This is a genomic window from Sphingobium cupriresistens LL01, assembly GCF_001046645.1.
Taxonomy (GTDB): Bacteria; Pseudomonadota; Alphaproteobacteria; order Sphingomonadales; family Sphingomonadaceae; genus Sphingobium; species Sphingobium cupriresistens.
The window spans coordinates 821389-844771 of the sequence record NZ_KQ130434.1 but is presented as its reverse complement, the minus strand read 5'-3'; the positions used below and the strand labels follow the sequence as shown (position 1 = coordinate 844771).

Below are 23383 nucleotides of genomic sequence, written 5' to 3'. Positions count from 1 at the left end.
ATGGCGATGCGCTTCCCCCTAATATTGCGGGCATGGCGAACGGGGCGGAATCCATGGATATTATGGCGACATGCAAGGCGGCGACGTCGCCGCGGCAATGGCGCAATCCGATGTCGGGGATCGACCGGGTGACGCGCGATCCGCTGTTCGCTTTTCTGCTCGTCGGCGTGGCGCTGTTCGGCGGTTATCAGGTCGTCCAGCATTTCGAAAAGCCGCCCGTCATCTTCACGGCGGAGATCGAGCAGGCGCAGGTCGCGGACCTGGAGACGCTGACCGGACGCAAGGCGACGGCGCAGGATCGCGCCCGGCTGAAGGCCGAATATCTGGCCGAGGAATTGCTGTTCCGCGAGGCGATCGACCGCAACATGCACCTGACCGACGGGGAAACCCGCAAGCGACTGGTCGACAAGGTCCGCTACCTGATCGCCGGCGCCCCGCCCGAACCGAACGAAGAACAACTGGTCGATCATTATTCGAACCATCTGAACCTGTATCGCGCCGAACCGCGCACCAGCTTCACCCAGATTTTCCGCCAGCAAAAGCCCGCTGACGCCGACGTCCTGCTGGCCCAGCTCAATGCGGGCGAGACGATCGGCGGCGAGGATTTCTGGCTGGGCCGCGACTTCCCCCGCTATGGCGATTCCATGGTGCGCGGCATTTTCGGCCAGCCTTTCGTCGACACGCTCAAGACCGCGCCCGAAGGCCGCTGGATCGGCCCGATCGCATCCCCGCGCGGTTGGCATTTCGTGAAGAAGAGCGAGAGCATCGCGTCCGCCATGATCCCCTTTCCCGCGATCAGGGATCAGGTGCGGCAGGATTATATGATCGCCCACAGCAACGCCGCCATTCAACACGCGCTGGCGGGCCTGAAGGAGAAGTTCGATGTCGAAGAATAAGCTGTTCGCCCTGCTGCTGCTCGCGCTGGCGGCGCTGGCGCCCGGCACGGCGATGGCCGATATCTTCCTGTCCGCCGACTTCGCGTTGACGCGCGGCGAAGACCCGAACACCTATGACTTCACCGCCGCCGTTCCCGAAGCCGTGGGACAGCCAGCACCGCTCATCCTGCCCGACGGCTGCCGCCAGACCGGCATGAGCCGCCAGACCGGCGGCGGGCGGGCGCAATATGGGTTTGAGCTGGCGTGCGACCGGCCTTTTGCCGCTGGCGACGTCATCCAGACGCCGTGGAAGGCCGATGGCGGCCGCTTCGTCACCAATGTCATGGGCGCGCAGGTCGATCGCAGCCTGACCGGCGACGCGCAAGGCATCGCCGTGCCGGTCGGCGAAACCGCCGCAACGGCGCGGCCGATCGCCCGGATTGCGCCGGAATTTCTGGCCCAGGGCGTCTGGCATATCTGGCTGGGCTGGGATCATCTGGCCTTCGTCCTCTGTCTGGCGCTGCTGGCGCGCGGCCGCGACCTGCTCTGGCTGGTGAGCGCCTTTACCGCCGGCCACTCCATCTCGCTCGCCATCGCCTTTTTCGAACTGGTGCGCGTGCCCGTGCCGCCGGTGGAGGCCGCCATCGCCCTGTCGATCGCCTTCATGGCGCGTGAGGCGCTGCTGATCGGCAAGGGCAAGCAGGCCTTCGCTTTCCGGCGGCAGGCGATCGTCGTATCGCTGTTCGGCCTGCTCCATGGTCTGGGCTTTGCGACGGCGCTGGGCGAACTGGGCGTGCAGGCGGGCGAGAAGCTGCCGGCGCTGGTCTTTTTCAACATCGGCGTGGAAGCGGGACAGTTGATCTTCGTTGGCGCGATCGTCGCGACGCTGGCGGGATTACGCGCGGTGTCGCTGGCAACGCCGGTGCGGGTCGCCGCGCTCTATGCGGTCGGCGCGATCGGCTGCCTCTGGATGGTCGAGCGGGTCGCGGGGTTCGGCATCGCCTGATCGCGATAGCGGGCTATCGCCGGTCGCCCGCCCCGCGCCACGATGCCGCTCATATTCGCGACAGCGAACGAGACACCATGAAGGTTGCGCCGCTGCGGCACACCGGGGATCGGCCGGGGATGGCCGGAGGCGAAGATGATCCCGTCGCGCACGACATGATCCTCGCGCGGGCAATGCCAGTCGAGCGACACGCCCAGCACCTGGGCCAGGCTACCGGGATAGCAGGGCGTTCCTTCCGCCTCCCGCGCGGCGACGATCAGCACGCCCGCAGATAGCGCCCGGTCAGCGACCCCCGCGAACAACTCGCGATGCGCCGGGTTCACCGTACCCAGGCTAAGGTTGATGATGTCCACCTCCGCCGCCACGGCCCAATCGATCGCGGTCATCAAGGCGCGCGCGGTGGTGCGCAGCGCATCGTGAAACACCCGGATCGGCAGGCACAGCGCATCGGGCGCCTGCCCCTGGATGGCAGCGGTGACGGCGGTGCCATGGCCAAGGGCGTCGATGGTGTCGCACTCGCTGATCGCGCCGTCGCCCGCGATCGCAATGCCGGGCAACAACCGGGCGGGATCGATATGCGGATGATCGGGATGGGCGCCGCTGTCGATGACGGCGATATGGATCGGATCAGGCATCAACCGGCTCTGCGCGCGACGTCATCTGCGCCCGTCCCTGCTCCAGCGTGATGATGCTGTCGGCCATCCGCGCCAGCGCGGGCTTATGCGTGATGACGATGATCGTGGCGTGGGGCAGCGCATCGCGCAGCCGTCCCGCCACAAGCTGCTCGGTGTCCCCGTCCAGCGCCGATGTCGGCTCGTCGAGAATCAGGATGCTGGGCTGACGCAGCAAGGCGCGCGCCAGCACCACCCGCTGCCGCTCGCCCGCCGACAGCGCCATGCCGCGCTCACCCGCGCGAGTGGCGTAGCCTTCCGGCAGTCTATCGATGAAGCCGTCCAGCCCGGCTGCATGGGCCGCCGCCGCGATGGCGTCGGGCGACACATCGGCCATGGCGAAGCCGATATTGGCCGCGATCGTATCGTTGAACAGATAGGGCGCCTGATCGACCAGGATGATCTCGCGCCGCAGATCATCCAGTCGATAGTCGCGCAGGTCGCGGCCATCGACCGTGATGCGCCCGCTGTCGGGATCGAGATAGCGGACAATCAGGTCGGCCATGGTCGATTTGCCGACGCCACTGGGGCCAAGGATAGCGCACAGGCTGCCCGCCGGGATCGTGAGGTCGATATCGCGCAGCACCGCATCGCGATCATAGCGCATCGCGACCTGCTGGAAGCGCATCTCACCCGCCCGCGCCATGGGCAGCGCATCGCTGCGCTCAATGACATCAGGCTTTGTGTCGAACAGTTCGAAGATGCGCCCCAGCGACACCCGCGCCGACGCCAGCCCGGACGTTAGCCCCATCAGCGTTTGGATCGGCGAGAGCAGCCGCATATGATAGGTCATGAAGGCGACGAGTGTGCCGATGCTCATTCCGTCATGAATGATCCGCCAGCCGCCATAGAGGATCACCGCCGATGTCGCCGCCGTCATCAGCGTGCCGGGCAGCGCGCCGGTCATGAAGGACGCGACCTGCATCCGCAGCATCGACGCGACGAAGGCGTCGTTCTTGGTCTTGAAACGCCCCACTTCATGCTCGCCCGCGCGGAGCGAGGCGACGACGCGCATCCCCATCACCGTATCGACCAGAAGGCTGCCCAGGTCCGCCCCCCGCTCGCGCATGTCGCGGGTGAGGGCCGTCAGGCGACGCTGATAATAGCTGAAGGTCGCCAGGCTGGCCGGGACCAGCACGACGCTCACCAGGAAGAGCCGCCAGTCGAGCCACAGCATCATCGCGACGCAGCCGACGAAGAAGAGCAGATTGCTGACAACCGACAGCAAAGTGTCGGAGGCGATACGCTGCACGTCGCTGACGTCGCTGTTCATGCGCGACACGAGATCGCCCAGGCGGAAGCTGCCGTAGAAGCGGGGCGACAGTGTCTGGAGATGGCGCAGCAACGCCGCGCGAATGTCGTAGAGCATCGCCGCCGACAGCGCGACATAGCGATAGCTGGCGAGGATGTTGACGGCGAAGCCCGCGATGGTGACGGCGATCATGATCGCCGCAATGTCGACCAATGCGCTCATATCACGCTTGAGCAGCGCCTGATCGATCATCAGCTTGGAAAGATAGGGCTGGGCGAGGCCGAGCATGGTCGAGACGAAGCTGATCGCCAGCACGGCCAGCAACGCGCCGCGATAGGGGCGCAGGAAGGGCGTGAGGCGCTTGTAGGCGCCCCAATTGGCGATCGGCGGCGCGGTCGGGGCGCTCATGCCGCCACCTGCCGGGGCGCCAGCCGGAAACCGTCGAGCAGGAAGCGCGGTTCGGGGAGCCTGGCCAGCAGGCCGGTGCATATATGATGCCCCTCCATCAGCGCGTCATGCTGCGCGCGCCACCAGCCACCCTGCCCGCCATTGGCGTAAAATCGCGCGCACAGCAGCAGGTGGCGGCGCATCGCCGCGATCAGCATCGATCGATAATGGGTGAGCAGCGCGGCGCGATCGCCGCCATCGGCCATGGCCATCACGACCGCTGCCGCCAATATCGCCTCCCGCACCGACTGCGCCGTGCCGTCGCCGCAAATCGGGTCGAAGCCCAGCGCCCCCGTGCCGCAGGCAAGCCAGTCATCGCCATGGAGCGGCAATTGCAGGCGGGGCGCAGCCGGAAAAGGCGTGGATGTCGCGCCGATCGCGTCCACGACCGGCGCGATCAGCGCGCTCTTACCCAGCAACCCATCTACCGAGCCACCCACGCCCAGCAGCCAGCCAAAGCCCGGTTCGGCCGGCACCAGATAGAGCCAGCCTGTCGCCACGGCCTCGATCCGCGCCTCTTCGATGCAGGCGGGATCGCGCAATGTCACCTTAGCCGCGATCGCGTTGCGTTCGCCAAAGATGTGCATGTCCCCCAGCCGCGCGGGCGACGCGGCATGAATGGTGAAATCGATTGGCCCTGCTTCGAATGCCGCGATGGATGGCAAGGCCGCCTGGACCTGCTCCTCCGATGCCAGCGCCGCGTCATGGGGCAGCATGACCGGCGCCCCGCCCCAGGCGACCAGCCGTCGCTTCACGCGCGGCTGGTCGGCAAACAGGTCCGGCCGATCGAACACGCCGCGGATCAGGCGCAGGGCCGGATCGCTCAGCATGATCGTCGGCACGGACGGGCGGCGGCGTTCTTCGATTGCGACCCGAAAGCCCGCGCCAGCCAATATATGCGCGCATCCCGTGGCGGCGATGCCGCTGCCCCGGATGGCGATGATGGTCATCGTGGCGACACTCGTTCGTTTCGAGCGTTTCGAGAAACGCCAACACGGCGCTTGCCGCTTCTCGACTTCGCTCGAAGTGAACGAAGGAAGGCGGAACAGATAATCTCTATTCTCATTCCACCGCGACCATGCCCGCGCCGGTGGTGTCGTTGCCCAGATCCCAGGTCGCTTCCAGCTTCAACGTCTTGGCGTCATAGACCTCCACATCATAGCTGGCGCCGTAAATATAAAGCTTGGCCCCATCCATCGACATGCCGAACCGGAAGCGGGATCGGCACTGGAACTCCGCCTTGTCGACGACCGCATTGCTTTTCATGTCCATGTGCCAGAATTCGCAGCGCTTGTTGCCAAGCTTGCCGTTGGTCACGACGGTGTAGGCTTGGCTCCCATCGGGCGTCATTTGCAGGCCGGCCATATTGTCCGGCGCGGGGCCGATCGGCGTGAAATCGAACTGGCGGCTGTTCAGGTCGAAACGGGCGAGGCCGAACATCTTGTTGTGGATATAGGGGTCCGCCGCGTTGAAAAGCGACACGAACTGGCCGGGCGTGCGGATCGTGTCGATCGCCCCGCCAAAGCCGACATTTTCCAGACCCGTCCCTTCGGGTTTGGCCAGGTCGATGCGGTCGATGACCTTCATGTCGGCGACGGTCAGGATCAGCACCTTGTCGCCGAAGATGTAGAGATATTTGCCGTCCTGCGACACTTTATAGGCGGCGCGATAGCCACCGCCTGCCTTTTCATCTTCCTTGTCGATATCGACCGTGCGTATGACCTTTTGCAGCTTCAGGTCGATCACGCCGTACATTGGCTTGCTGACCTTGTAGCGATCCGCTTCCTTGTCGAACCGGCTGATGACGGTGTAGAAATAGCGGCCGGTCGGGTCCGCAGCCCCGCCCCAGAAGCGATAACGGGTGACGCCGTCGTTCAGGCTGAACTTGTTGATCACCTTGCGCGTGGCGGTGTCGATCACCTCGATCCCGCTGGTGGTGATGGTGGTGACGTAGATGCGCTTGCCGTCGTCCGACAGCAGCATCGATGTCGGCAGGCCGGTGTCGAGCTTGATCTTGCCCGTGACCGCCGCCTTGCCTTCGTCGAAGACCAGCAATTCGTCGGGATAGCTGCCCATGAAGAGGGTGGAGCCGGACGCCGGGAGCGCGGCCAGTGCGGCAAACCCCGCTGCGACGATGGTGCGATGGATCGACATGGCGCGCCTCATGGAAAAACAAGATCGAGACTGCGCCAATCCTTGGTGGCGGTGGCGCAGTTGCTGGCCCAGTCGGGCGAATAATTCACATGATCGGGCACCTGGACGGGCCAGAAGCAGGTGACGTAACAATCGTAGATGTCGCGTTCGACCGGCTGGCACAGCCCCGCCGTGCCGCCGCCCGCATCGACTTCCCAGCCGGGTGAGAAGGACAGGGTGCAACCCATCGGCACATGGGGCCGCGGTTGCTGCTGGAGGGCCAAGACGTCCTCCTCCATGTCGGACGGCATTCCGGCGGCAGCAGCCTCGATCTCGGCCACCGCCTCGCCGATCGCGCGCGCCTTTTTATTGATGGCACGAAGATGCTTCATGACAGGCCCTTTCGTTCAGCGAAGCGTTCGAGGAAGCCGGGATTCTGCACCGCCAGCACGCCGTAGATGCGCAGGCAGGTGTCGGTCCATTGCCGTATCCAGTCGCAATAATGGAGATTGGCGTGGCCGGTGTCGCCATAGCGCACGAACGCCTCATGATGGCATCCGCCCGCGCACAGCGGACGCGCCCAGCAACTCTGGCAGTCATATTTCGCCTCGACATGGCCCTTGGCCAGGAAATCGCCCTGCTTGGCCCGGTCGATACCGCTGGAGACATGACCCATGCTGTGCGTGTCGGCATCGGTGAAGCGATGGCAGGGGGACAGGTCGCCCGACGGACTGACCCCCATCAGACCCAGACCCGCGCCACAGGGATGCGACTTGTTGACCCCGGAAATCAGCTCGCTGATTGTCTCGCTGACATTGGTGAACCCGTGGGATTCTCCGCGCAGGGCATATTCCAGCCATTCGTCGGCGAGCAGGCTGAACTGCGCCAGCACGCTGTCCATGCCATTGTCATCCAGCGAATAGGCCCGCTCCTCCCCGGTCGTCACCGGCGCGAAGCCGACTTCGTGGAAGCCCATATCGTCCTTCAGATGACGGAAGATGCGCACGACGTCGGTGACGCCTTCGGTCAGCGTCACGCGCGCGGTGATGGCGCGGGTCTTGTGGTGCGCGATCAGCGTGCGCAGGCGCGGTTCGATCACCGCATAGCTGCCCTTGCCATTTTTATAGACGCGATGCTTGTCCTGCATCTCCGGCGGGCCGTCCATCGACACGGTGACGCCGATCCGGTTGTCGGACAGGAAGGTCACAATATCCGGCGTCAGCAGCGTGGCGTTGGTGGTGAGGCTGTAGGTGATCGCCTTTCCCGCCGCCGCCGTGGCCGCGTTCGCATAGTCCACCACGTCGCGCAACAACTTGAAATTCATCAGCGTTTCGCCGCCGAAGAAGGTGATATGCACCGCCTTGCGGCCAACCGCTTCTCTGATGAGCAGATCGACCGAAGCCTGCGCCGTTTCCAACGTCATATATTTGGGCTTGCCCGCCGGGGTCGCGATCTTGTCCGCGCCGAATTCATAGCAATAGGTGCAGGCCAGATTGCACTGGTTGGTGACGTTCAGCACTAGCGCCTGGAGCGGAAAATCGGCCGGTGGCGCCTGCGGCATAACCGGGGCGGCTGCGCCAAGCTGGATCAGGCGGGCGGCGCGCAGTTCGCGGACCAGCGCTTCGGCTTCGCCCGGATCGCGGCCGTCGCTCGCCAGTTCGCGGACCAGCGCGGCATGGGTCAGTTCCTGCCCGTCAAGCCGGGCCAGCACCGCGCGCACATCCGCGTCGATCTCGAAGATCGCGCCCGCGCTGACCAGATAGACGAAGTGGCCGCCGCCCGCCTGGAAGCCGTGATATTCGGCCCGGCGATAGGCGGGCGCCTGCATGACGGTCATCGCGACACCTCCGGCTGATCCCATTTCTGATAGGCGGGCACCGTCACCACCATGTAGGATCGGGCGCTCAGCGGTTTGCCGAACTTGTCCTTTTCCGTCTTGGCGGTCGCGACGACCCAGACTTCGCCATAATTGTTGCGGCCAAAGCGGCGGGCCGGGTTCGGCCCTTCCTCGGCGGGGGTGAAGAAGGCGGTGGGGCTGAGCGCCCCGACATATTTGGTGTCGTCGTCATAATAGACCGACAGGAATTCCTGCATCGCCCACTCGGCGGCAACCGGCCCAACGGCGATGTCGTCGGGCGTGTTAGGCTTGCCGTCGAGGCCGTTTTCGTAGCCGATCGCCTCGAACTGCTGATAGCCTTTGGGGAATTTGATGCCGCCCAGCCGCGACAGCGCGGTTTCAGGCGTCGCCTTGATATAGTCGATCTTGTGGAATACCGGGAAGGCCTGCTCCAGCACCGCGCCGGCGATCGCGACGTCGCGCTGACCGGACGATGCGCCGGGTGCGACATCGGCGGTGACGACCAGTTCCTTGGGGCTGGCCGACACGATTCTGGCGACCGTCACGCCTGCGCCCAGATCGATATCGGCGGCGCTGGGCGAAGCGGGCAAGTTGTGGCCCAGGATGCGCAGTTGCACGCCCTTGCTCCCAGCTTTCACCGGCCCCGGCGTCACCGCCAGGATCGCGGGCGCGGCGGTCGCGCGGACCAGCTTCACGTCATAGCCAAATTCCTGATAGTCGCCCCAGAACCAGCGGCCCTGCGCGCTCTGCTGGTCGGGCGCGAACCACATCGCTTCGCGCGCCGCGCTGCCAAGGTCATCGGGCTTGGCAGCGCCTGCGCCGGTGGACGACCCGCGCCAGCTATAGCCGGCATAGACGATGCCAGTGCCGGTGCGGCCGATCGTGCCACCGTCCGTCAGGGATCGCAGCGTCGCGCTGGTGGTAAATTCGTCGGCTTGCTTGCCCGGCGCCACGGTAAGTTCGCCGACATAGCGGCCCTTGCCCGGCACCGATGCGACGACCAGCCATTCGCCAGCCAGGCGCGGATTGCGCTGGCGCGCGCTCCAGGCGGCCCATTCGGGGGTGTGCAGCGGCGCGACCTTGGGCAGATAGGTCAGCGCATAGTCGCCGCGGGTCAGCTTGTCCTTGGGATCGCGCCCGACAGGCTGTTCGGCATCTTCGGCCGGGCGACGATATTGGGCGTCGGCCTGCGAATAGAGGGCGACGTGCAAGTCCTGCAACGTCTTCCATTCCAGCTTCGACCGGCGCCAGGACAGGGGCTGGGCATAGCTGTGGCAACTCGCGCAGGCGTCGCGCATGGTTTCGTTGGGGATGATCGTTTCGTCCAGCATCCGCTTTTCGGGCAGATACATGACCGGACGGGCCTCTTCGGGCGCAAGGCCGTGCGAGGCGGAGAGCGACTTCACGATCGCCCGGCTTTCTTCCGGCGTGATCGCCAGACCGTTCAGGCGCACCATCCGTTTGATCGCCTGCGCCCAGCCCTCCGGCGTGGTGCGGACCCAACTGATCCGCGACAGATTGCCCTTGGCGTCCGCGGTGTGGCAGGCGCTGCATTTTTCGGTGACGAGCGGATCGGTGACGGGGATGCCCGCTTCCGTCTCCTTCATCGTCGCGCCATCGGGGCCGCCATCCGCCTGGGCGAACACGACCGACGCGGAAAAGAGCGCAACCAAGCCAAATTTCGTGACGGGAAGCCGCTTCACCCTGTATGTCCCCCTTGGCGCCCAGCCATTTGCCTTGGGCGGATGTCGAAGCCTAAGCAGGCGCTCGAACGGCGCTATTGCCCAAATGACGTATGGCGGCTGCGCAATCCGCCATCAGAATCTTGACGAGTGTCACGATTTCTTTTTCGGACCGTAATAGGCATCCTGCCCATGTTCGGACGACACCGGATTCCAGTAGCGGGGCGGCAGGCCCTTCTTGCGCATGGCGATCCCGGTCAAGCAGGCGTTCAGCAGATAGTTGCTGTTGAGCGCCGTCTTGTAGCTGGTGTCGAGATAGGGCGCGACTTCAACAATATCGATGCCGGCGATGTCGTTTTCGGCGCAGAGCCGCCGCATGATCGGTTGCGCTTCGCGCATCGTCAGGCCGCCGGGAACGGGCGTGCCGGTGCCGGGCATGAAAGCGGGGTCCAGCACGTCGACGTCGAAGCTGATCCACAGTTTCTTGGCATTCTGGCGCGCTTCGGCGATGGCGCGGTCCATCACCTTGTCCCAACCATGTTTCTCCACCTCTACCATGGTGTGGTAGCGCATCCCCTTGTTGCGCATCCAGCCGAAGGTTTCGAGATCCGGGCCGCGCGCGCGCAGGCCAACCTGGATATAATCCTGCGGCCGGACATGGCCTTCGTGCAGAACGCGATAGACCGGCGATCCATGGGTGATCCAATGGACGCCGTTGCGGCCGACATCATAATGGCTGTCGAAATGAACGACGCTGACATTGCCCTTGCCATGGACGTCAGCCGCCGCCGCGACATTGGGATATTCCAGACTATGATCGCCGCCGATGACGATCGGGATCGCGCCGGTGCGGGCGATTTCGCGCACCATCTCGCGCACATGGGCGACCGAGCGTTCGGTGCTGTTCTGGTCGATGGCGATGTCGCCATAATCGACGATCTCCAGCACGGAGCCGGGGTTGATCATCGCATACATGTCGTTGCCGCCCGCGCCGCCGGTCATGCGCAGCGCGCGCGGCCCGTCGATCGCGTTGCGCCAGCCCGATCCCATGTCCAGCGGCGCGCCCACGATCGCGACATCGACCTTGCCCGCCTTCAAATCTTCCGGCGTCATCGCCACCGGCGCGCCCGCAAAGGTTGCAAAACCGCCGCGCCGCCCACCGATATAGCGGCCCAGGTCCATGGGGCCAGCATCGCGCCTGGGGTCCATCACCAGCGGCCGCTTCGCCTTCCAGGCGTTGAACCAGGCCGACCGGGTGTCGAGCGGGATCGTCCTGGCGTCGCGCCCTTCCTGAAATTCGACCTGCGCATGGAGCGCCGCAATCGCATCGATATAGGCGGCCAATTCGGTCGCCGGCATGGTGCGGATGCGGCCGAACAATGCATCTTTCTCGACATAGCGGCCGGTGCGCCCCTGCTTGATGAGGGCCACTTTCTCCGGTGCAATGCCAGAAAGCTTCGCCATGACATCGGCGGGAATCTCGATGGGCTTGGGTTCTCCCATGATATCTTCCTGCGGCAAAGGCGGCGGCGGGTTGGGCGTGTCGAAGCCATTGCCCGCCACCACGGCGGAGGCCGCCGCGGCCGCCGCCATGCCCCATCCGCTTATCGCATTGATCGACGGCATGGCGGTTCTCCCTGGTTCAGCGCTTGGCGGTCTGGACCGACGTCGCGCCCGTCTTGCGTATCGCGATGCCGCTCAGGCAGGCGTGCAGGATGTAGTTGGCGCTCATCCGGCTGACATAGGTCGGGTCCAGGATCGGCGCGGCGTCGAGCAGGTCGAAGCCCACCACCTCGGTCTGGGCGCATAGCTGGCGGACCATCGGAATGGCTTCGCGCATGGTGATGCCGCCGGGCACCGGGCGACCGGACGCGGGCGCATCGCCCGGATCGAGCACGCTCATGTCGAAGGAGACGAAGACATTTTCCGGCCCCGTCTTCAGGCCCGCGATCAGATCGGTCGTGATCGCCTGCCAGCCTTTTTCCTGGATCGCCGCCGTCGGCACGATCTTCGCGCCTGCGTCGGTCAATCGCTTCTGCGTCGCCGGGCCAGCATCGCGGCCATGCAGGCCGACCAGCGTCACGTCGCTCCCGCGGAGCAGATTCTGCTCCAGCAGGCGGGTCAGCGTCTGGTTATCGGAAATCAGATGATCGCCGTTCAGTTCGGCATCGGCATGGGCGTTGAACTGGACCAGCGCGACCTTGCCCGCGCCATAGACGTCCACCATCGCGGCGACATCGGGGAACATGATCGTATGGTCGCCGCCGACGATGAAGGGAACGACGCCGACACTGGCCATTTCCGCGATCATGGCGCGGATATGGTCCAGGCCCCGGTCGGGCGCCATATAATCGGGGGTCAGGTCACCATAATCGGCGATCGAGAGGACAAGGCCCGGATCGACCCCGCCATCGGCATCCGCTCCGACCAGGCCATCCATGCCGCGCAGCGCCATCGGCGCATGTTTCGCGTCACGCCAGCCCGACGAGAAGTCGAGCGGCACGCCGACGAAGGCGACCTCCACCTTGCCCGCGACCAGATCTTCCTTGCGGATCGCCACCGGCGCGTCAGCAAAGGTCGGGATACCGCCCTTTTGAAACATATAGCGTTTCAGGCTGAACGGGCCGTCTTCACGCGCCAGCTTGTCGAACATCTTGGGACGAACCGTGGTGCTGGCGTTCCAGCCGCGCGCCTGCGGGTTGAGCGCGATTTCCGCGGGATCGCGGCCTGCCTTATATTTGCTGTCCTCCACCACCGCCATCAGCGCGGTCGCATAGGCATCGACGTCGGCGGCCGGGCGGCCGGCCAGCGCGATCTGCAACTTCTCCGGCGTCAGGCCGAACCGTTCCAGCGTTGCGGGATCGGACAGGAACGCTTTCTTTTCCGGCGAAAGGCTGGCGAGCGGGTCGCTGCCTTGCGCCAGCGCCGGCGCGGCAAGCGTCGCCAAGGCAAGGCAGACGGCGGCGCTGCGCGCCAGCAGGATGGAGCGTGCCATCAGTTCTTCTTCCCATAATAAGCGTCCAGCCCGTGATCGACCGAAACAGGGTTTAGATAGCCGGGCTTCAGCCCCTTCTTGCGCATGGCGATGCCGGCCAGGCAGGCGTTCAGCAGGAAATTGCTGTTGAGCGCGGTCTTGTAGCTGGTGTCGAGATAGGGCGCGACTTCAACGATATCGATACCCGCGATGTCGTTCTGGGCGCACAGGTTGCGCATGATCGGCTGCGCTTCGCGCATCGTCAGGCCGCCGGGAACGGGCGTGCCGGTGCCGGGCATAAAAGCGGGGTCCAGCACGTCCACGTCGAAGCTGATCCACAGCTTCTTGGCCTTTTCCCGCGCTTCCTTGAGCGCGCGGGCCATCACCTTGTCCCAGCCCCATTTCTCGACCTCGACCATGGTGTGATAACGCATCCCCTTGTTGCGCATCCAGCCGAAGGTTTCGAGGTCGGGACCACGGGCGCGCAGGCCGACCTGGATATAGTCGCTGCCGCGAACATGGCCTTCGCTGATGACGCGATAGATCGGCTGGCCATGATCGAGCAGATGCACGCGCCCGCGCCCGATATCATAATGGCTGTCGAAGTGGATGACGCTGACATTGCCTTTCCCATGCACGTCGGCGGCTGCCGCGACATTGGGATATTCCAGACTGTGGTCGCCGCCAATGACGATCGGGATCGCTCCGGTCTTGGCAATCTCGCCCACCATGTCGCGCACATGATCGACGCTGCGTTCAGTGCTGTTCTGGTCGATGGCGATGTCGCCATAGTCGACGATCTTGAGCGCGGCGTTGGGGTTGATCATCGAATACATGTCGTTGCCGGCCGCGCCGCCGGTCATGCGCATCGCACGCGGCCCGTCGATCGCGTTGCGCCAGCCCGATCCCATGTCGAGCGGCGCGCCGACGATCGCGACGTCCACCTTGCCGGCAACCAGATCGTCCGGTGTCATCGCCGCCGGCGCGCCGGCAAAGGTGGCAAAGCCGCCGCCCCAGCCGCCGACATAGCGGGTCAGTTCGATCGGGCCGGCCGCCCGCTTGGGATCGAGCGCGCCCGATCGCCTCGCCTTCCAGGCGTTGAACCAGGGCGAGCGGGTGTCGAGCGGAATGGCGGCCAGATCGCGCCCGGCCTTATATTCCACCTGCGCGTGGAGCGCCTGCATCGCATCGATATAGGCGCTGATCTCTTCCGGTGTGCCCTTGCGGATGCGGTCGAACAATGCGTCCTTTTCGACATAGCGGCCAGTGACGCCGCTTTTCAGGAAATCGATCTTCGCCTGATCGACACCCGCCAGCTTCGCCTCGACATCCTTGGGCAGCTCCAGCGGCTTGGGCCGACCCATATCATCTTCCAGCGGCGTCTGCATCGCGGGGGTGCCGGCATTGCGATCGGGCACGCCCGCTATCGCAGCGCCCATCGCCGCGATCCCGGCTATGCTCCATCCCGTGATGGCGGTCATTGACGACATGCATAGTCTCCAGCCCCGCAAGCGGGCATAGGCATCAGGAAGGGGGCGGAAAATCCGCCTTCGACCCGATGGGTAGGCGGTCCGCCCCCTCGATCCCAATAGGGCGTTTGACGTAGGACCGCGCCATGGCGGGATAGACGGACAAGCTACGTCAAATGCCCCATGTTTGAGTGCCTGCGCGCTCCATAGCCTCTGCGCCATGCCAAAAGCCAAGAGGCGGCAGGTCATGCCGCCCGCCGCGCCATGGCTGCGTCACATGCACGCCATGGCCGATCCAGGCAGAGGATTACGACCGGGGAAGAATTGCAAAAAGAAGGGGAACACCATGTCGTATCGCGCAAAGCTCAAGCTGGGACTATTGTCCGCGACGATCATATCCAGCGCCGCGGCGGCCATGCCCGCCATGGCCCAGACCGCGCCCGCCGCTACAGCGGCCGAAGCGGACGGCGACGTCATCGTCGTCACCGGCACCCGCCGCAGCACCACGCTGATGGAAACGCCGATCAATATTTCGGCCGTGGGCGCCGAGCAGCTGGCCAGCCAGCAGATCGATGACATCCGCGACATCGCCGCCTTTACGCCGGGCATCACCATCACCGATACTGGCCCCTATGGCGCAGCCAACATCGTGATGCGCGGTCTTTCGGCCAGCGACACCAGCTCCACCGGCGGCAACAGCGATACCGCGATCGGCATCTATCTGGGCGATGTGCCGCTCTATGTCGATTACAAGCTGATCGATCTGGAGCGCGTCGAAACGCTGCTCGGCCCACAGGGCACGCTTTACGGTCTGGGTACGCTGGCCGGCGCGATCCGTTATATCCCCAACCGCCCCGATCCGACCCAATTCAGCGGCGAAGTCTATGGCCGCGCCTATGACGTCGCCCATAGCAAGGGCATCGGCTATGTTGGTTACGGCGTGCTCAACGTCCCGATCGTCAAGGACGCGATCGCCTTCCGTACCGTCACCGGCTATTATTACGATCCCGGCTTCATCGATTATCCGTTCATCCTCAAATCGCCCGGCACGTCGCTGCCCCAGCCGGGCAGCGTCGCCAACCCCACCGGCACCGATGCCGACAAGGCGGCGAACTTCGCGGGCCGCAAGGATCTGAACTCCGAAAAGACCTTCACCAGCCGCAACCAGCTCGGTTTCACGGGCGCGGATTTCCAGGCCTATTTCACTTACGCCTTCCAGCAGACCAAGACCCAGGGCCGCCAGGCGACCGGTGGCAATGTGATTGGCGAAGGCAGATATGAAGCGCCATGGCGCTCCGCCGAGCCGTCCAAGCGCACCTCACAGCTCGTTTCGCTCGAAGTGCAGGGCAATATCGCCGACGTGGCGCAGGCGATCTTCGTGTCGGCATACACCAACAAGAAACGCCGCAGCTCGATCGACGTGACCGATCTGCTGCTCGACCTCGACTATGATTACGAACTGTTCCCGGCCTTCTCCGGCTATACCCAGTCGCGTGGCACGGACGAGCAATATAATCAGGAATTGCGGCTGGTTTCCACCCATGGCGGCCCGTTCAGCTGGGTCTTGGGCGGCTTTTGGAATCGGCAGAGCACCAATTCCGACTATCGTGAGATCGTGCCTGGTTATCCGGCCTATGCGGGCATCAATCGGCCTGACGAAGTCGAGTATGCGTCCTATGTAAAGACCAAGCTCGACGAGAAAGCGATCTTCGGCGAAGGCAGCTTCAAGATCACGCCGCAATGGCAGGTGACGGCGGGCATCCGCTATTTCAAATATGCCGCCGACGTGCTGGGCGGCACCGCCTTGCCACTGTTCCAAACTTTTCCTGCGATCAACTTCCGCTCGCGCGCCGGTTCGACCGGCAAGGACGGCACGGTCTGGAAGTTCAACAGCTCCTACAACATCACACCGGACCTGATGGTGTGGGGCACCTATTCGAAGGGCTATCGCATCGGGGGTGTCAATCGCGTCGCGCCCTGCGTCCTGCCGCTGCCGCCTGGCCAGAATCTCTGCGCACTTGAAAACGAACTGTCTTATGGACCGGACGCGGTCAAGAATGCCGAAATCGGCGTTCGCGCCCAGTTGTTCGATCGCAAGCTGTCGATGAGCCTGTCGGCGTTCAAGATCAAATGGAACGGTATCCAGCTGGATGGCCAGACCGCCAATGGCGCGATCGGCATCATCACCAATGGCGGCGCGGCGGAATCGAAGGGCATCGAATTCTCCTTCGATGCGCGGCCGATCCAAGGCCTCTCCATTCGCGGCAACTACAGCTATCTCGACGCGAAGCTGACCGAGGATGTGCCACAGCTTCTGTCAGTCCAGGGCGGCGATCTGGTCGATGTGTTCGCTGGCGACCGCCTGCCGGGTTCGACCAAGAACAGCGGCGCCATCGGCGTCACCTACGATATTCCCATGGGTGACAACGCATTGGTGCTGGGCTGGACCACCACCTACACCGGCGGCATCTACAGCCGTCCGGGCCTGCGTGGCGGTGGCGAGCGTATCCCGGCCTACACAATGAGCCGCGCGAACATCAGCTACAAGACCGACGCCTATGAAATCGGGGTGTTCGCCAACAACATCTTCGACAAATATGCGATCACGGGCATTGGCAACGACCTGACCCGCTATGGCCTGGTCAACGACGGCGTCATCTATCGCGGCTATGCCCAGTCGGTCGCGCAGCCGCGCGTGATCGGCGTCGAAAGCCGCCTGAAGTTCTGATCGCGGTTTACAGGATAGGAGAAGGGCGTCTTCCAGATTGGAAGACGCCCTTTTTTGGTCCCGTCCACGCCGTGCCTGACATACAAAAACGATGTTGGAAAGATCGCCGAGACTGCGCCGTTCAGGCCACGGCGATGCCCTGCGCCACTAGCCAGTCGCGGACCGGGACCAGCGCCCCTTCATGCCGTTTCCAGCGCGCCACCGCATCGGCATTGAGCGGACGGCGCACCTGCGCCGCGCTGGGCGTCGCGACCGCCGCCTTGTTTTCATGGAAGGACAGGCAGGCTGCGTCCCATTCCAGCCCGCAATGGTCCAGCAGGCGGCGCGTCTGGCCCTCCTGATCGGCGACCAATGCTTCATAGGAAAACTGGAGCACCCGGCCGGAAAACAGTCGATCCCACAGCGCCATCAGTCGGTCGAAGCGCGCATAATAGCGCGCAATGTCCATCAGGTCGTAGCTATAGGCGTAATAAGCCGACTGGCTGGCGAAGAGATTCTTATAGTTGCTCCACAGCGTATCCATCGGATGGCGGCGCAGGCAGACGATCTTCGCCTGCGGCAGCGCGTGCAGGATATGGCCGATATAAAGAAAATTGGCCGGCAGCTTGTCGGTAAAGCGCGCCTTCCCGTCGGGCCGATGATGGCTGGCGCGCGTCATATAGGCCTGTCCCATCGCCAGCGGGTCTGCCCCCCCACTCGCCGCGATCGTATCCGGGTCGATCACCAGCCGGGATCGCGTGCCAGACAATTGCTTCACCGCCAGCGGCATCGCCTGCAGCTCGCCCGCCGACCCGACTTGGCGGTGGGACGACAGGATGCGATCGACCAAGGTCGTGCCAGTGCGCGGCATACCGGTGACGAAGATCGGCGCAGGATCGTCCAGTCCCGCGCCCCAACCTTTGGGCGCGCCGTCCGCAAACACCCGTTCGATCGCGTCGAAGATCGCCGCATCGGCCGCAAAATCATAGCCGATCGCCTGTTTGTGCGCAGCATTGGCCGCAGCAAGATGGGCGAAAGCGTCGGCGGCGTTCCCTATATCCTCATGGCTCTTGGCCAGCGCATAGCGAATGCGCAGCCTGTCTTCGGACCGCTGCGCTTTCGCCAAGGCCCCCTCCAGTCGCGGCACGTGATTGGCCTGTACGCTCTGCCGCGACAGAATGGCCAGCGCATAATGGACCCGCGCGTCCCCCGGATCGGCGCGCAATATCACCTCATAATGATCCCGCGCCGCATCGACCCGTCCGGTGAAACCGCAGGCGGCAGCAAGATTGTAGCGATAGCTCAGATTATTCGGCTCGGCCGCCACCGCCCCCTCGAACGGCGCAACCGACGCCGCATGATCGCCCAGCCGCGCCAGCACGCAGCCGATCGTATCGAGCGTCAGCGCATCGTCCGGGGCTGCCGCCAACGCATCGCGCGCCGCCCTGCCAGCCTCGCCATCGCGCCGCAGCAGGATGAGCAGGCGCGCATATTGGGCGAGATGCTCGGCCTGCCCGCCCCGCGCCACCGCCTGTTCCAGCATAGGCAGCGCCTTGGCCATCTGCCCCGCTTCGGCCGCCGCCATGCCCAGCAGGAAGAAACCGGCGGGGCGTTCGGGCTGCTCCATCGCCAGGCGTTGCGCCGCCTGCGCCGCAGCGGTCAAATCGCCCCGCGCCAGCGCCGCGCGAGCCAGCGCCTCCAGGCTCATGCCATCCCCAAGGTGAAGCCCGCCACCCGCTCCATCACCCAGAAACAACCGACGATCCCGGCGCCATAAAGCGCGGCCTGCCGCACCCATTGGTCGCGATCGAAGATCGCCGCCAGCTTCAGCGCGCCCAGGACGCAGGCGACGAAGATCAACTGCCCCAGCTCGACGCCCCCGTTGAAGAAGAGCAGCCCCGACAGCCTTTCCTGCGGCGCGACGCCCAGTTCGCGTAGCACCGTCGCAAAGCCCAGCCCATGAAGCAAACCAAAGCCCGCCACGACAGTCAGTTGCCGGCGACGCTTGGCCGGATCGGCCCTGTCCTCCTCTTTCGCGCGGATCGCTTCGCGCGCCATGAAGGCGATGGACAGCGCGATCACCGCCTCCACCGGCGGAACCGGCACGGTGACGATGTCGAAGAAGGCCAGCGCCAGGCTGAGCGAATGGCCGATGGTGAAGGTCGTCACTAGCCCCAGCAGGAAGCGGCCGCGCGCCAGCAGGCAGAGGCACAGGACGAAAGCCAGATGATCCCAGCCGCCCAATATATGGACGATCCCCTGTCCCGTATATTCGACCGCGATTTCGGGCAGGGCGCGCGTCCGCGCCGCCGTCTCACCGATCGGCAGCGACAGGCTGTCGCCGTCGGGCTGGAGCGCCTGCTGCACCCGCGCGCCGGTGGCGGTGGACAGAAATGTGCCGCCATCGACCGCCCAGGGGGTAACGATCGCATCGTCGACCCCCAGCGCCCGGTCGCAGGCGATGCCGATCGCATAGCGGGTCATCACCGTTTCGGTCAGCCTCTCCCGGCTGGTTTCGCGGCACCCTTCGGGCAGGCCGAGCGGCTTGTCGCTGGCGAGGACCGACGGGACCGACGCGCTCAATTCGAAACTGCCGGGGTCCGCGCCCTGCTGGATATTGAAATCGCCGACGCGGAACACGTCCGCCTGCGCCGGGGCGGCAAAGCCCAGGAGCAGCGTCAGGATCAGCAGCAGGCAGCGCACCATCATTGCTCCACCTGGATGCGGTAGGCGCTTTCAAGCTTGCGCACTTCCTTCTCGACCAGCGCGCCGGTTTCCGCGGCCAGATAGTCCTGGCTCACCTGATCGCGCACATCGGTATAGGGCAGCATCGCGGACGGGCCGCGATCGCGCACCCGCGCAAAATGCCAGCCACGGGTCGATTGGAGCGGGCCGATCCACGACCCGGCCGGCGCCTTTTTCAGCGCATCGGTGAAGGGCTGGCCAAACATCCCGCGCACCATGGATTCGCCGTAGTTGGGCAGGTCGTGGCCCATCCAGAAATCATCGCCCTTGACCGTGCCGCCCGCGCGCAGCGTCGCCAGCATCGCGGGCGCATCCGCCGGCTTCCGCTCGAAAAAGACATGGTCGAGCGACATGCGCGGTTCGGCGCGATAAAGATCGCGATGACCGGCATAATAGCCCATCAACTGGTCTTCGCTCGGTTCGGCAGGCGCGCCCGCGATCATGAAACGGACCCGATCGATCAGCCGCTGCTTGGTGGTCTTGTCGGTCATGTGCATCCCCCGCTCCACCGCTTCGCGGAACAGCAGTTCGTCGGCGACATAATCGTGGATCAGCTTGGCCTTGGCCTGCGCATCGGGCTTCCTGCCCGCCATCATCTCATAATCGTCGGACAGGCTTTTCTGAACCGACAGCGGCACGTCGATCGTCGCGCGACTGGCCGTCACCGCCCAATAGAGCACGAAGATCGCCCCCGACACGACCACAAAGACGAGGAACGGATCGCGCGCCGCCAAAGCGCGCAGCGGGGCAGTCAAACGGCGCATCAGCGCGTGCATCCTTTCACACCCGCCCGATGGAGCGGGCGTTCTTCGCAAAGGTTATGACGATCCTGCGGACTCGTCCACCTACGTCAAATGACGCATGGGTGCAGCCCCCGGCGATAGCAACGAGGCCTATTAAACCAGCATCTCCGCCGTAACCGGCAGGGTGCGGATGCGCTTGCCGGTCGCGGCGTGGATGGCGTTGACCAGGGCGGGGATGACCGGCGGCAGGGCGGGTTCGCCCAGGCCGGTGGGCGGATAATCGGTCTTCACGAACTCCACCACGATCCGCGGCGCATCGGCGATGCGCAGATAGGGGTGGGTATCGTAATTGGCCTGCTCCACCGCGCCGGCGACCTGGGTGATCTGCTGACCGGCCAGCGCCTGACCCAGCCCCTCGATCACAGACCCTTGCGCCTGATGCAGCGCGTTGATCGGGTTGATGATCTGGCTGCCGACATCGCCCGCGACCCAGACGGTCTTCACCTTGGGCATCCCATCGACGATCGCCACTTCCAGCACTTCGGCGAAATAGCCCATATGGCTGTAATAGAAGGCGAAGCCCTTGCCCGTGCCCCTGGGCAGCGCCTTGCGCGTCGCCCAGCCGCCCATGGCGAGCGCCTTTTCGATCACGCCTTGCGCGCGGGCGGTAACGAAGGGCGGCTGGTTGGGGCCGCGCGGCAGTTCCTTTGGATCGCGTAGCAGCTCCAGCATGAGGGTCGGCAGATCCTTGCCCGCCGCCTGCGCGACCTCGTCGAGAAAGGCCTGGGTGACGAAGGCCAGCGCGTTGGAGCCGGGCGCGCGCAGCCAGCCGGTCGGCATGTTGGTGGAAAGGAAACTCTGTTCCAGCAGGACATTGTCGATCAAACCGGCGGGCAGTTCGCTGGCGGGCATTTCCGCGGATCGCACCGGCTTGCCATCCTTGCCGAAGGTGACGAAATGATCGTGGAAGGCGGTCAGCTTGCCGCCCTTGTCGAGCGCGGCGCGGAAACCGTGCCAGCCGGCGGGGCGATAAAAATCGCGCTGGATATCCTGCTGCCTGTTCCACAGCAGCTTGACCGGCACGCCCGGCACCTGCGCGGCGATCGACGCCGCCTGCACCATATAATCGTTCATCAGCCGCCGACCGAAGCCGCCGCCGATGCGGGTGAAGTTGATGCGAATCTTTTCGGGCGGCAGGTTCAGCGCCTTGGCCACCAGCCCGCGCCCGCTTTCGGGATTTTGCGTCGGCGCCCAGATTTCAACCGCGCCGTCCTTGAACAAAGCGGTGCAATTTTGTGGCTCTAACGTCCCATGCGCGAGGAAGGGATAGTCATAGTCGGCCGTGACCGTCCTGGCCGCGCTGGCGAAAGCGGCATCGACGTCGCCGGTGCGGACGATCTCGGCATCCGCCTTGCCCTTGCGCTTCGCCGCCGCCTCGCTCGCATAGCTTTCGGTCGAAAAACCGCTGACCGCGCTGACATCCCAGTCGATCTTGAGCGCGTCGCGCGCCTGGTTGGCGCTCCACCAGCTTTTCGAGAGGATGGCGACGCCATCAAAGCCGGATTCCGGCGTGCCGTCGCCCTTGATCGGCAGCACATGGGCCACGCCGGGCAACGCTTTCACTTCGTCCAGATTGACGGACTTGATCGTGCCGCCGAACGCCGGGCAGGTTTCCAGAACGGCGTAGAGCATGTTCGGCAGCTTGAAATCGATGCCGAACAGCGGCTTGCCCGCGACGATGGCGGGGGTGTCGACGCCCACGACCGACTGGCCGATGATGCGGAAATCGGCGGGGTCCGTCAGCTTGAGCGTCGCCGGATCAGGCGCGGGCAGTTTCGCCGCCGCCGTGGCGAGCGAAGCATAAGTCGCCGACTTGCCTGATTTTGGATCACTGACTGTGCCGCCCGCCGTCTTCAGCGTTTCAGGCGCGACACCCCAGCCCTGCGCCGCCGCCGCGACCAGCATCGCACGCGCCGCTGCGCCCGCCTGTCGCGTAGGCAGCCATTCGCGCGGCGTCGTGCGGCTCCCACCCGCGCTCTGGCCGCCGAAGACCTTGGCGTCGGCATGGGTCTGCTCGATCGTCACCTGGCTCCAGTCGACGCTCAGTTCCTCGGCGATCATCATCGGCAGCATCGTCTTGGCGCCCTGCCCGATCTCCGCATTTTTCGCGCCGATGACGACGCGGTTGTCGGGCAGGATGCGGATGAAGGCGGTCAGGATCACCGGTGTCCCGTCGGCCGCCCGCGCCAGCGGCACGTTGAGGTCGAACAACAACCCGCCGCCCGCCAGCAGCGAAGCGGAGATGAAGCCCCGGCGCGAAAGAGCAGCGGCGCTCATGCCTGCACGTCCTGAATGCCGGCGGCGTCCTTGATCGCGGCGCGGATGCGCACATAGGTGGAGCAGCGGCAGAGATTGCCCATCATCGCCGCATCGATCTCTTCATCGCTGGGTTTTGGCGTCGTCGCGAGCAAAGCGGTGGCGCTCATGATCTGCCCGGCCTGGCAATAGCCGCATTGCGGCACGTCATGCTTCACCCAGGCGGCGGCGATGCGCTTGCCGGGATCGCCCGTCTGCACGCCTTCGATCGTGGTGATCGCCTTGCCGGCGACATCGCCAAGCGGCGTCTGGCAGGATCGCACCGCGTCGCCGCCGACATGCACCGTGCAGGCGCCGCACAGTCCCGCGCCGCAGCCGAACTTGGTGCCGACCATGTCGAGATCCTCGCGCAGCACCCAGAGCAGGGGCTTGGCGGCGTCGCCATCGACCTGTCGTTTCTGACCATTGACCGTGAAGCTGATCGCCATATGTCTACCCCGTCTCT

18 protein-coding genes are annotated in these 23383 nt (G+C 64.9%); 3 read left to right on the top strand and 15 right to left on the bottom strand.

What is annotated here, in order from left to right; genetic code table 11:
* The first annotated feature begins 62 nt into the window (after nt 1-62).
* Both V473_RS04095 and V473_RS04090 read left to right on the top strand, forming a co-directional pair.
* Complete coding sequence (locus V473_RS04095) at nt 63-896, top strand: peptidyl-prolyl cis-trans isomerase (RefSeq protein WP_148648322.1); 834 nt, start codon at nt 63-65, stop codon at nt 894-896.
* Nucleotides 883-1881 carry a HupE/UreJ family protein gene (locus V473_RS04090; protein WP_066600902.1) on the top strand — a complete coding sequence of 333 codons (999 nt, stop codon included), beginning with the start codon at nt 883-885 and terminating at the stop codon, nt 1879-1881. Before V473_RS04095 ends, V473_RS04090 begins: the two co-directional genes overlap by 14 nt.
* On the opposite strand, the gene qhpE is transcribed toward V473_RS04090, so the two are convergent.
* The 10 genes from qhpE to V473_RS04040 all read right to left on the bottom strand — a co-directional run bounded on the left by qhpE (nt 1815) and on the right by V473_RS04040 (nt 14379).
* Complete coding sequence (gene qhpE / locus V473_RS04085; protein WP_082678970.1) at nt 1815-2516, bottom strand: subtilisin-like serine protease QhpE; 702 nt, start codon at nt 2514-2516, stop codon at nt 1815-1817. The two genes, V473_RS04090 and qhpE, sit on opposite strands and share 67 nt — an antisense overlap.
* Nucleotides 2509-4212, bottom strand: a complete 1704-nt coding sequence (locus V473_RS04080; RefSeq protein ID WP_066600900.1) for an ABC transporter ATP-binding protein — start codon at nt 4210-4212, stop codon at nt 2509-2511. Before V473_RS04080 ends, qhpE begins: the two co-directional genes overlap by 8 nt.
* Nucleotides 4209-5201: a hypothetical protein gene (locus tag V473_RS04075; RefSeq protein WP_066600898.1), complete on the bottom strand. Its 993-nt coding sequence runs from the start codon at nt 5199-5201 to the stop codon at nt 4209-4211. The genes V473_RS04080 and V473_RS04075 overlap by 4 nt, the downstream gene beginning before the upstream one ends.
* A gap of 112 nt (nt 5202-5313) precedes the next feature.
* The gene (locus V473_RS04070; RefSeq protein WP_066600896.1) at nt 5314-6405 is read right to left on the bottom strand and encodes a YncE family protein; all 1092 of its coding nucleotides are present in this window, start codon (nt 6403-6405) and stop codon (nt 5314-5316) included.
* An 8-nt stretch (nt 6406-6413) separates the two neighbouring features.
* Nucleotides 6414-6776, bottom strand: a complete 363-nt coding sequence (qhpC, locus tag V473_RS04065; RefSeq protein ID WP_066600894.1) for a quinohemoprotein amine dehydrogenase subunit gamma — start codon at nt 6774-6776, stop codon at nt 6414-6416.
* The gene (gene peaB / locus V473_RS04060) at nt 6773-8221 is read right to left on the bottom strand and encodes a quinohemoprotein amine dehydrogenase maturation protein (RefSeq protein WP_066600892.1); all 1449 of its coding nucleotides are present in this window, start codon (nt 8219-8221) and stop codon (nt 6773-6775) included. Before peaB ends, qhpC begins: the two co-directional genes overlap by 4 nt.
* Nucleotides 8218-9945, bottom strand: a complete 1728-nt coding sequence (gene peaA, locus V473_RS04055; RefSeq protein WP_066600891.1) for a quinohemoprotein amine dehydrogenase subunit alpha — start codon at nt 9943-9945, stop codon at nt 8218-8220. Before peaA ends, peaB begins: the two co-directional genes overlap by 4 nt.
* Nucleotides 9946-10077: 132 nt before the next feature.
* On the bottom strand, nt 10078-11550 hold the full coding sequence (locus V473_RS04050; protein WP_129925366.1) for an agmatinase family protein: 1473 nt from the start codon (nt 11548-11550) through the stop codon (nt 10078-10080).
* A 16-nt stretch (nt 11551-11566) separates the two neighbouring features.
* Nucleotides 11567-12919 (bottom strand): agmatinase family protein, encoded by a 1353-nt coding sequence (locus tag V473_RS04045; RefSeq protein WP_066600888.1) that lies wholly within the window; start codon nt 12917-12919, stop codon nt 11567-11569.
* A complete protein-coding gene (locus V473_RS04040; RefSeq protein WP_066600886.1) occupies nt 12919-14379 on the bottom strand; it encodes an agmatinase family protein in 1461 nt (486 codons plus the stop codon). The genes V473_RS04045 and V473_RS04040 overlap by 1 nt, the downstream gene beginning before the upstream one ends.
* 334 nt (nt 14380-14713) lie before the next feature.
* Between V473_RS04040 and V473_RS04035 the strand changes: the two genes are divergently transcribed.
* Nucleotides 14714-17095 (top strand): TonB-dependent receptor, encoded by a 2382-nt coding sequence (locus V473_RS04035; protein WP_066600882.1) that lies wholly within the window; start codon nt 14714-14716, stop codon nt 17093-17095.
* A 121-nt stretch (nt 17096-17216) separates the two neighbouring features.
* On the opposite strand, the gene V473_RS04030 is transcribed toward V473_RS04035, so the two are convergent.
* The 5 genes from V473_RS04030 to V473_RS04010 all read right to left on the bottom strand — a co-directional run bounded on the left by V473_RS04030 (nt 17217) and on the right by V473_RS04010 (nt 23366).
* The gene (locus V473_RS04030) at nt 17217-18782 is read right to left on the bottom strand and encodes a tetratricopeptide repeat-containing sulfotransferase family protein (protein WP_066600880.1); all 1566 of its coding nucleotides are present in this window, start codon (nt 18780-18782) and stop codon (nt 17217-17219) included.
* A complete protein-coding gene (locus V473_RS04025; RefSeq protein WP_148648321.1) occupies nt 18779-19783 on the bottom strand; it encodes a HupE/UreJ family protein in 1005 nt (334 codons plus the stop codon). Before V473_RS04025 ends, V473_RS04030 begins: the two co-directional genes overlap by 4 nt.
* On the bottom strand, nt 19780-20583 hold the full coding sequence (locus V473_RS04020) for a peptidyl-prolyl cis-trans isomerase (protein ID WP_169793909.1): 804 nt from the start codon (nt 20581-20583) through the stop codon (nt 19780-19782). Before V473_RS04020 ends, V473_RS04025 begins: the two co-directional genes overlap by 4 nt.
* A 132-nt stretch (nt 20584-20715) precedes the next feature.
* The gene (locus V473_RS04015; RefSeq protein WP_066600876.1) at nt 20716-22899 is read right to left on the bottom strand and encodes a xanthine dehydrogenase family protein molybdopterin-binding subunit; all 2184 of its coding nucleotides are present in this window, start codon (nt 22897-22899) and stop codon (nt 20716-20718) included.
* Nucleotides 22896-23366 (bottom strand): (2Fe-2S)-binding protein, encoded by a 471-nt coding sequence (locus tag V473_RS04010; RefSeq protein ID WP_066600872.1) that lies wholly within the window; start codon nt 23364-23366, stop codon nt 22896-22898. Before V473_RS04010 ends, V473_RS04015 begins: the two co-directional genes overlap by 4 nt.
* Nucleotides 23367-23383: the final 17 nt, after the last annotated feature.